Annotated in this window: 7 protein-coding genes and 2 pseudogenes; 1 reads left to right on the top strand and 8 read right to left on the bottom strand. The window is 37.1% G+C overall.

Translation table 11 applies throughout. The features are described from left to right. The 5 genes and pseudogenes from SMIDD26_RS12575 to mecA all read right to left on the bottom strand — a co-directional run. Positions 1 to 391, bottom strand: a 391-nt coding sequence (locus SMIDD26_RS12575) for an ABC transporter transmembrane domain-containing protein (protein ID WP_246746863.1), incomplete at its 3' end; no start/stop codon positions are given. A 60-nt stretch (positions 392 to 451) separates the two neighbouring features. Beyond that, positions 452 to 1,390, bottom strand: coding sequence for a peptide-methionine (R)-S-oxide reductase MsrB (gene msrB / locus SMIDD26_RS02620; RefSeq protein ID WP_061438822.1), 939 nt, complete (start codon positions 1,388 to 1,390; stop codon positions 452 to 454). A 98-nt stretch (positions 1,391 to 1,488) separates the two neighbouring features. After that, positions 1,489 to 2,358 (bottom strand): homoserine kinase, encoded by an 870-nt coding sequence (gene thrB / locus SMIDD26_RS02615; protein WP_061438821.1) that lies wholly within the window; start codon positions 2,356 to 2,358, stop codon positions 1,489 to 1,491. Between the two features lies 1 nt (position 2,359). After that, positions 2,360 to 3,646 carry a homoserine dehydrogenase gene (locus SMIDD26_RS02610; protein ID WP_061438820.1) on the bottom strand — a complete coding sequence of 429 codons (1,287 nt, stop codon included), beginning with the start codon at positions 3,644 to 3,646 and terminating at the stop codon, positions 2,360 to 2,362. A 151-nt stretch (positions 3,647 to 3,797) separates the two neighbouring features. Next, a pseudogene (gene mecA / locus SMIDD26_RS02605) lies at positions 3,798 to 4,534 on the bottom strand (adaptor protein MecA). Between the two features lie 124 nt (positions 4,535 to 4,658). Between mecA and SMIDD26_RS02600 the strand changes: the two are divergent. Then, positions 4,659 to 6,137 (top strand): oligosaccharide flippase family protein, encoded by a 1,479-nt coding sequence (locus SMIDD26_RS02600; protein ID WP_061438819.1) that lies wholly within the window; start codon positions 4,659 to 4,661, stop codon positions 6,135 to 6,137. A 96-nt stretch (positions 6,138 to 6,233) separates the two neighbouring features. Here the strand turns inward: SMIDD26_RS02600 and SMIDD26_RS02595 are convergent, their stop codons facing one another. From SMIDD26_RS02595 to SMIDD26_RS02585, 3 genes and pseudogenes are all read right to left on the bottom strand, one after another. Then, complete coding sequence (locus tag SMIDD26_RS02595) at positions 6,234 to 7,046, bottom strand: LicD family protein (protein ID WP_049512529.1); 813 nt, start codon at positions 7,044 to 7,046, stop codon at positions 6,234 to 6,236. Between the two features lie 58 nt (positions 7,047 to 7,104). Then, a complete protein-coding gene (locus SMIDD26_RS02590; protein ID WP_061438818.1) occupies positions 7,105 to 9,264 on the bottom strand; it encodes a LicD family protein in 2,160 nt (719 codons plus the stop codon). Positions 9,265 to 9,285: 21 nt separating this feature from the next. Beyond that, a pseudogene (locus SMIDD26_RS02585) lies at positions 9,286 to 9,796 on the bottom strand (glycosyltransferase family 2 protein); the annotation flags it as partial.

Raw genomic sequence — 9,796 nt, 5'->3', positions numbered from 1 at the left:
GGAATTGATTGATACCAGTCTGAATCTGGTAAGTGTCCGAAGTCAAGCGAGTGACCAAGCTAGAAGTTGTCAAACGGTCTCTGCTGTCCTTGGGCAAGGAAAGAATATGACGATAAAGGTCATCTGTCAGTTCTTTGGCAAATCCAACCGCTGACTTGGCTGAGTAAAACTGGGCTATCAAGGCCACTACAACGCCAATCACTGCAAAGATAAGGAGCAAACCAATCTGCATCCAGAGATGACCTTGATTTTTCTGAGGCAAGGATTGGTCAACAATCCCAGCAATCACCATGGGAACCAAGAGCTCAAAAACAGCTTCTAACAACTTGAACAAGGGTGCAAAAATCGATTCCTTGATGTAGGGTTTAAAGTAAGATAATAGGTGTTTCATAAATCCCTTCTATTCGTATTCTAAAAATGAAGAAAGTGGGAAGTGCCCACCCTCTCTGTTTTATTTGTTTAAGTACGGTAATAAATAACCATACCCTGCCTCTTCCATCTCATCCTTGGATACAAAACGCAAGGATGCAGAATTGATACAGTAACGGAGACCACCTAACTCCCGAGGTCCATCTGTGAAAACATGACCCAAGTGAGCATTGCCTGACCGAGAACGAACCTCGATTCGCTCCATTCCATGGCTCATATCCTTGTAATAATGAATCAATTCCTTGGAAATCGGACGGCTAAAACTTGGCCAACCACAACCTGAGGCAAACTTATCCTTGGCAAAAAAGAGTGGCTCACCCGTCGTAATGTCTACATAAATCCCTTCTTCAAAGGTTTGGTCATAGGCATTGGTAAATGGAGCCTCTGTAGCAGCTTCTTGGGTAACACGATAGGATTCTTCTGATAAGCTTTCCTTTAACACTTCTTGGCTAGGCTTTTCATAATTTGCTGCGTCAATCAATGGCTTATCAGCATCGGTAACATCGATATGACAGTAACCTGAAGGATTCTTCTTGAGATAGTCTTGGTGGTAATCTTCAGCTAAAATATAGTGGCGTAGTTTCTCCACTTCTACTGCAATCTTTCGCCCAATCATGCGCTCCTGCTCCTGCACCACTGTGTAGATAGCTGGCAAGTCTACTTCATCTTGATAATAAATCCCAGTTCGATATTGGCGACCACGGTCATTCCCTTGTTGATTGATGGATAGAGGATCGATAACTCGGAAATAATAAAGTAAAATCTCTCTAAGTGACACTGTCTTCTCATCGTAAATCACTTGAACCGTTTCTGCATGGTCTGTTTCCTTGATCAACTGGTAATTGGTCGTTTCGACTTGTCCATTAGCGTAGCCAACACTGGTTGCTAGCACTCCAGAAATACGTGAAAAATACTCCTCTAAGCCCCAAAAACAACCGCCTGCTAGATAAATTTCTGCCATCTTTATTTCTCCTTTATCACGTTTTTAACTAGACTTCTTTTCAAAAAAAGGATAGGAAGCCCCCTAGTCGAGACTTTCCCCATCCTATCTTCTATTCTTTATTTTGCTTCTACACGGACACCTTGGGTATCAACCTTCAAGTCATGCAGTTTGCCTTTGAAAGGTTGCTTTTCCAATTCTGCCTTAATCGTTGGCATCTTGCCATGAGAAGCCAAGATCATAACTGTCGGCCCAGCACCAGAGAGGTATGTTGCATAGGCACCATTTTCTTTGGCTACTTGCTTAATCGTCGCAAATTCTCTCACCAAGTCCTGACGATAGCGTTCATGGAAGAGGTCTCCTTCGATTGCTTGACCAGCTGTCACCATATCTCCTGCCAACAAGGCAGCAACCGCCACATTGGCGATAGAACTAGCTGCAACAGCTTCCTTGTAAGACAATTTTTTAGGCAAGACACCACGGCTGTCTCTAGTACGCAATTCATAGTTTGGAATGTAGGCTAGGAAATCACACTCTGGGAAATCTGCTACGATAGCAGAAACTTGTCCATCAACAGAGCTTGCAATAACGAGATTACCATAAATGGCTGGAGCCACATTGTCAGGATGTCCTTCAATCTTAGTCGCCAACTGCAATTTTTCATGATCAGACAAGTTGAGCTGACCCAGTTGGTTGGCTAGTTCAATCCCAGCAACAATAACCGAGCTGGAAGAACCCAACCCACGCGCCAAGGGAACATTACTAGTCATTTTCAAACGTCTTGGTTGTAAATCTGGTACAATTTGCAAAGCGATTTTGAGCAAGAGATTACGCTCATCGTGTGGAATCCATTTGCCAATCTGGTGTTCAATCAGCCACTCATCTCGTTCTTCGCAGACCTCAATTTGAAGATACTTGGTTACAGCTACACCGACCGAGTCAAATCCTGGCCCGATATTGGCACTGGTTGCAGGTACAATAATCTTCATCTTATTCTCCTAGCACCTTGAAGGTATTCAAGAGGTCGAATTCTGAAACCTTCTTCAATTCAGCTGAAACATTTTCAAGTTGGGCTTTATTAATCTTGTGTGTGATGATCACAACACGCGCCTTATCACCTTCTTTGCCATCTTGGAGGATTTGCTTGAAGGAAATATCTTGAGCGTTGAAGATTTCAGCCAATTTCAAGACCTGACCTTTTGAGTCTGGAGCCAAGATTGAGAAGTAGTAATTAGCTTTGACATCTTCTGGATTAGCCAAGACCAAGTCACGGCTATACTCGTTGAAGTCTTTACCAATTGTTCCATCATTCAAGCGACGAACAATACGGACAATATCCGCCACAACACTTGTTGCTGTTGGTTTTTGACCAGCACCTGGCCCATAGTACATAGACTCACCAATACCGATAGATTCTACAAAGACAGCGTTCATTACCCCATTCACACTGGCAAGTGGGTGCGCTTTAGGAAGGAAGGTTGGAGTCACTTCTGCAGCAATACCTGAAGGAGTTTCCTCAATAGAACCAACCAATTTCACTACATATCCAAGTTCTTGAGCAACAGCAACATCTTCTGGTGTGATATTGCGGATTCCCTTATGGGCTACATCATCAAAAGCAACCTTCATGCCAAAGGCAAATTGGCTCAAAATAACCATCTTGTAGGCTGCATCAATCCCATCTACGTCATTCGTCGGATCGCTTTCTGCAAATCCTAGACGTTGCGCTTCCGCAAGAGCATCGTCGTAAGACCATCCTTCTTCCACCATCTTGGTCATCATGAAGTTGGACGTTCCATTGACTACACCAAGCACGCGCGTAATTTTATCAGAAGCCAAGGAATTTGCCAAGGTACGAAGAATTGGAATCCCACCAGCTACTGCTGCTTCGTAGTAAAGTGCTACCTTATTAGCTTTAGCGATTTCTAACAATTCTGCACCATGGACAGCCAAAAGGTCCTTATTGGCAGTAACAACGTGTTTGCCAGCCTCCAAGGCACGAGTGATAAAGGTCTTAGCAGGTTCGATACGCCCCATCAATTCCACTACGATAGTAATATCTTGGTCTGATAAAATGGCATCCACATTGGTTACAAAGTTAAAGTCATTCCCTGCTGCAAGCAAGCGATTCTTTTCATCTTCATCCTTGATCAATACCTTAGCAACTTCAATCTCTGAATGTGCTGATTGATTGATTTTTTCTCCATTTTCCTTTAGGAGGAAAGGCACACCACTTGCAACGGTACCAAATCCTAGTAAAGCAATTTTAACTGTCATGTTTGTCTCCTCGAAATTTTCTAATATAGCCATTATAACAGAATTTTGTGAAAATTCCTATTATAGTAAATCACTATTTCAATCTAGAAAAGAAAAAACGAATCAGACGATTCGCTCTTCTTAAAATCTGAAAATAACTTTCCAGAAATGATTATCCAATCTTTTGCAGATTAAGCACTGCATCGTGATTCATCAAGACTTGACCATACTCCTGCAAGACTGAACGACTGATATCACTATCGTCCGCAAACTCGCGCATACGGGCCAACAGCCAAGCTGGATATGGACTTGGATGATTTTCAATATCCACTAAAATAGTCAAATAATAGCGCTCATTCATCTTGTAGAGTTCAGAAGTTTCCATCTCAAAAGTCACTGTCTTAGCAAAAGACACCAAGTCAGCCAACTTAGCAAAAGAAAGGATGTAATAGATGTAGGGCTCTTTCTTGTTCTCAACTTCTTGTTGATCCTGCTCCTGCTCTTCTTCCTTGGCTTCAACTTGTTCTAGAGATTGAATCGCTTCAATATCATCCTTAGTTTTGTCTGCGATGCTTTTTTCCAAGGTTTTGATAAATTCATCTGGCGACATTTGAGCCAATTCTTCCATATCTGGCAAATCCGATAAGTCTTCAAAATCTAGATTTTGGTCAATCTTTGACTTGGTCACAAAGACATCTACCTTATCAGGTTTTGGAGTCACACGGAAGCTCAACATGCCTGTATCCAGAAAGCTATCAGGCATCTCTAACTCATCCAAGATAGCATAAAAGAACTCTTCTGTTTTTCTTGAGGAACAAGAAAGTCAGCAATCTCCATTCCACGATCCATCAAATCCTCTAAAGACATCGTGATTTTCAAAGTTGTATCACTAATTTGTTTCATTTTCATTGCTAGTAACCTCATACTTTCAGTTCTATCTATTATACTAGATTTTTACGATTTTATCAAAAGAATGGAGCGAGAATGTGATATAATACTAGAGACCATTTTACAATACAAGAAAGAAAGTACAATGAAAAATATAAAAGTTAATGCACTGGCTAGCTTACTAGTCAATGTTCTCAATATCGTTTTTCCGCTGATAACCAATCCTTATCTGACTCGGATTCTCAGCAAATCCAACTACGGTTACTTCAATACCGCCAATACCTGGGCTAGCTTTGTCATTCCTTTAGCCGCCTTCGGAATCTACAACTACGGGATTCGTGCTATCAGTAAGGTTAAGGACGACAAAGATAAGATTAATTATGTCTTCTCCAAGTTATTCTATATCTCCATTATTACATCTGTTCTAACAACAAGTATCTATTTCCTATTTATTTATCTGGATAATAGTATTGAAAATTTGAAAGAACTCTACTATATACTTGGTGTCCAGGCTCTCTTCCAATTCCTTTATATCGAGTGGATGAATGAAGCTTATGAAAATTATGCATTCATCTTATACAAAACATTGGTTATTCGTATTGCCATGTTGGTCGCTATCTTCACCTTTGTAAAAACTCCAAATGATATCGTACCTTATGCAATCATCATGAGTGCAACGACAATTCTCAACTATCTACTCAGTTTTCTCTGGATTAAGCGAGAAGTTTCCTTTGTTAAGATTGGTCTTGTCGAATTAGTTAAAGCATCTAAGCCGCTATTGACCATGTTGCTTCTAGCTAATGCCAATATGCTCTACACCTTACTTGATAGAATGTTTATCACCAAAGGGCCTGATGAAAACTATATTTCTTATTATACCATTGCTTTCAGCATCGTTATGTTGATTGCCAGTGTCCTGAGTGGAGCTATCAACGTCAGTATTCCACGTCTCGGCTACTATCTGGGTAAGAAAGACTACGAATCTTATAAAAATCTTCTGAACCAAGGAGCTGCCCTCTTTTATTTCCTTATCATTCCAACCAGTATTGGGATTATGGTATTAGGAAACTACGCAGCAGTTATCTACTCTTCTGAAAAATACCTTGAAGCTGGTATTGTGACTAGTGTCTTCGCCTTTCGAACTATCATTTGGGCTATTGAGTTGATTCTCGGTAAACAAATTATCTTCATCAACGACCACGAAAATCGTTTAACAGCCTTTTACTTTATTGGTGGCGGCGCTAATATCCTACTCAACAGTCTCTTGTATTTCAATAATATTTTTGCACCAGAGTACTACATTGCTACTACTATTATTGCAGAAACTGTAGTTGTTCTACTGGAAATTTACTTTATCAAGAAACATCATCTGCTTGACTTAAAAGAAATCTTTACTACTTTAACACGCTATACTATTGTATCGCTCGGATTCATTCCAATCTATTTTGCGTTTAAATTCCTTTTCCAAATCAACTCTTATACAGTCGACCTCAATATGATCCTCATGGTTCTCTCGACTGTTGCAACCTGTGGAATCTACTATCTCTTGATACTTTTTATCACAAAAGATAAAACATTCCATTATGCACTCAATCTTGCTCTTGCTAAGATTAAAAGAAATTAAAAAAATCACCTACCTATCTAAAACAAGGAATATTCCAGTAGATAGGTAGGTTATTTATTTTATCGAATTATCAAATCAAAGCAATTTGCTCATAAATTAATCAATCCAGTAATTTTTATCAGTTCCTGGATTTTGATTTTCAATAGGCGGAGGAGTCATATAGTCTTCACCAAACTCGTAAACCAAAATCTCATGGAATTTTCTAGGAACCTTCACAAGAATATTCTCATATGGCATTTCAATTGTATCATATAACCACTCTTTCTTAATTCCACTTGGATAGTAAGAGTCATAAGTAGTACATGCAAGATCTGTAGCCTGCTCAACATCATATTGCAAAGCTAACTTCTCCAATTTTTCATTCCATTTCTGTGGAGAAGTCAGTCTGAAAATTGCAGATGCAAAATAACGTGGTAAATTTTTGACACCTCCATTATCTATTTTGACTCCTTTAAAATTCAGAGACGAAAGTCGAATAAATTGTTTATAAAGCCTCATCTTTTTTCTATCACGTTCATCTGTAACAACCCCATCGTATGGGAAAATGTCAACACAAGTACCTAGAACAACCGACTTATCTAAAAGATTAGCATCTCTTCTTGTCCTCACATCATAAACTCTCATATATGTATAAGGGTATCCTTTTGTTTCTCTATATGAAATTAATCTATAATAGGGATGTTTTTCATTTTTTAATATCTCATAGAGCTTTTCAAATTCATCTCTAGCCAAAGAAATATCGGTATCATCATCCCAAGGAATAAAACCTTTATGGCGTACAGCTCCTAGTAAGGTCCCAAAATCAATAAAATACTTGATTTCATGCTCCTCACACAGTTCATGCAAATAGTTTAAAATATCTAATTCAATTTGTTTAATTTCTTCAAGAGTCAAAATTTTCTCTGACATCTATTATTCACTCCTAATCTTTTTACATCAAGTTAATGGCTTCTTCATTTCAATGACATCATTGGGATACCTTAATAATCTTCCACAATTGAAAATCATGATGAGAGAACCTTAGCTCAACTGGTGGCAGTTGCGTATAATCTCCGTAGTCCGAGGTCAGAATTTCATGATAGTTTTTTGGGATCATAAATTCCTTACCTTCGAATACACCCGTAATAGTTTGTTTCAACCACTCTCGCTTCCAGACTGGTTTATGCATATCTTTATAAATAAGATAGTCAACCAACTCGTAATCATCTACTTTTCTAGATTGAGCAAGCTCATCAATGCCTCTAATATACTTATTCGTATTTGTGAAATAGAAGATAATGACTGATATATAGCGAATTAAAGAATTTAATAGACTTTTAGTATTGGTAATCCCTTTAAATGTATAACAGCTTAATTGACGTTTTTTTATAAGTCTCGTCATTTTAGCTTTAAAAACCGAGTCATCCTCATATCCATCTACAGGGAAAATATCTACATAAATCCCCATATTGGAATCAATTCGAACATCTTCTTCTAATAAATAAGTTTGATTATCCTGAACTTTCATAAAGGGATAGACATAGTTGAGATTATTTTTATAAGACATAACTTCGTAACGATCATCAGGATAAGCAATGAGATAATCTTGCAACTTCTCATAGTCTTCACGCAACATACAGATATCCATATCATCATCCCAAGGAATAAAACCTTTATGACGAACCGCACCGATAAGACTGCCATAAGCTAGGAAATATTTGACACCAATTTTCTGACAAGTTTCATGAATGTATTCCATGATTCCTAGTTCCATCTGTTGAATCTCTCTAATATCAGTTACTTCCTGATAACGAATACCTTCATCACGTTTGCAAACAACTAATCCATAACCAATAATCAACCAAAAAATAATATTGATAAAGTTAGTTGAGTACATAATCTGACTTTCAAATAATTGACCGAACAAGATGCCAAAGAAAAGAATCATAATCAACTTTTCAGAGTTCTTTTTGGAAACAATCAAATAAGTCAAAAAGCGCTTAATTACATATCCTAGTAGAAGCAGAAAGGATACTAAACCTAAAATTCCAGAACTAACAAATATCGTTACCAAAATGTTATGGAAATTTCCACCAATAAGAGAATTTTGAATCTCAAATTTACTGAAATATTTTGTGTAATAATCTGGAACATTCCGTACACCATAACCAAAAATTGGTTTCGCACTTCCCATTTTTATAGCATTTTTCCAAATATAAGTTCTACCACTAGGTGTTGTTTCTATTAGATGAAGTTCACCTGTTTTTTTTATAACTGAAGAATCCGTTTCTGCATAAGATTGTCCTTTATTTAAGTCTAATACAGTCGCTTTCCCCGAAGATATGTAAATAGAAGTTACATAACTCAATCCGATGTTAGCAGCAGAAACAAGTAAAGCAGAAACAATAAAGATTAGAAATCGCTTAGCTAACTTGCCCCTGTTAATAAAGAAACTATAAAACCCAATCATTAACACTAAAGATAATAAAGCTCCTCTACTTTGCATGGTTGCGAAGTAAACTAATTGAATCACATTATTCAGTTTAAGATAGACAGAATATTTACTTCCTTTATGAATCAAATACATAGCCAAAACAATGCTAATATATGAAAAAATTGCACTAGCATTGGGATTGACAATTCCCCACAAACGGCCATTCATAACACCATAGTAATAAGATTGCTGTCCAATTTTAAAGAGAATAAGTACCTTACTTACTAATAATGTAAATGCAAAAATCGCAGAAGAAAAAGAAACAATTTGAATAGTGTAAGCAATCCAATCAAATAATTTCTTTAATTGGCCTGATTCTAACATGGTAAATAATAAAATATAGGTTACCATAAAGAGAATCTCGATCACATTTCCAATCAAATGTCCAGAGCGATTGAAAATAGCTGATAACAGATGACTTCCTGCTAATAGACCAAATAAGGATAGAAATTTACGATCTACTGTGATTTTTTTCCACTTAAACAATAACGTATAGCAAATATAAAACAATACAATTGCTGATAATCCCTTATAAAGAGGATTGGCTATCTTATAAACTAGTGAACTCATACTTAAAATCGAAATAAAAACAAACAGATATGAAACCCATAGTTTTGATTTTTCAAAGTATTCATTCATTATTGGAAAATTCATTTTCAACTCCTTCTCGTAATATTAGTTTCTTAATCCAACAATTTTTTTATATATCCATGGAGAAAAGACAAGTGACAGAACAGCTATCTTACGAAATGTGGTGAAATAAGTATCCTTCCATATTTCGTATCGATGCTGAATAATCCAAGTCCTTAGTTCGACTTTCTCCTTTTGATACTGCTCAGATGAAGTAAATATGATTTTATCGTAGACTGTGATATATGACCAACATTCTCTATTTTTTAATTCATATTTTAAATTAGGAAATACTTGTGATACTTGAGCAATAATGTTCTTATAAACTTCTATCGTATCAAATACATACCGATTAACAGATGTTGTTGCACTTCCCTCACGATGATCATAATAATAAATTGGTTTGTCAATAAATACGCTACTACATCTTGTCTTTAGTAGCAATTCAGTTAAAAACAAGGCATCTTCAGCTAGATGGTAGTCTGTATTAAATTTCTCATCTACCAGCAGGTCCCTCTTAAATAGTTTTGCGACTGGAAAGAATGATGTCTTAGTG

This window comes from Streptococcus mitis, assembly GCF_001579035.1.
Classification (GTDB): domain Bacteria; phylum Bacillota; class Bacilli; order Lactobacillales; family Streptococcaceae; genus Streptococcus; species Streptococcus mitis_J.
Note: the sequence above shows the minus strand (reverse complement) of the source record. Positions and strands in the feature narration are given on the sequence as shown.

Coding starts and splice junctions, on each gene's coding strand:
- SMIDD26_RS02600 (WP_061438819.1), top strand. CDS start 4,659: ATGAAAAATATAAAAGTTAATGCACTGGCTAGCTTACTAGTCAATGTT.
- msrB (WP_061438822.1), bottom strand. CDS start 1,390: ATGGCAGAAATTTATCTAGCAGGCGGTTGTTTTTGGGGCTTAGAGGAG.
- thrB (WP_061438821.1), bottom strand. CDS start 2,358: ATGAAGATTATTGTACCTGCAACCAGTGCCAATATCGGGCCAGGATTT.
- SMIDD26_RS02595 (WP_049512529.1), bottom strand. CDS start 7,046: ATGTCAGAGAAAATTTTGACTCTTGAAGAAATTAAACAAATTGAATTA.
- SMIDD26_RS02610 (WP_061438820.1), bottom strand. CDS start 3,646: ATGACAGTTAAAATTGCTTTACTAGGATTTGGTACCGTTGCAAGTGGT.
- SMIDD26_RS02590 (WP_061438818.1), bottom strand. CDS start 9,264: ATGAATTTTCCAATAATGAATGAATACTTTGAAAAATCAAAACTATGG.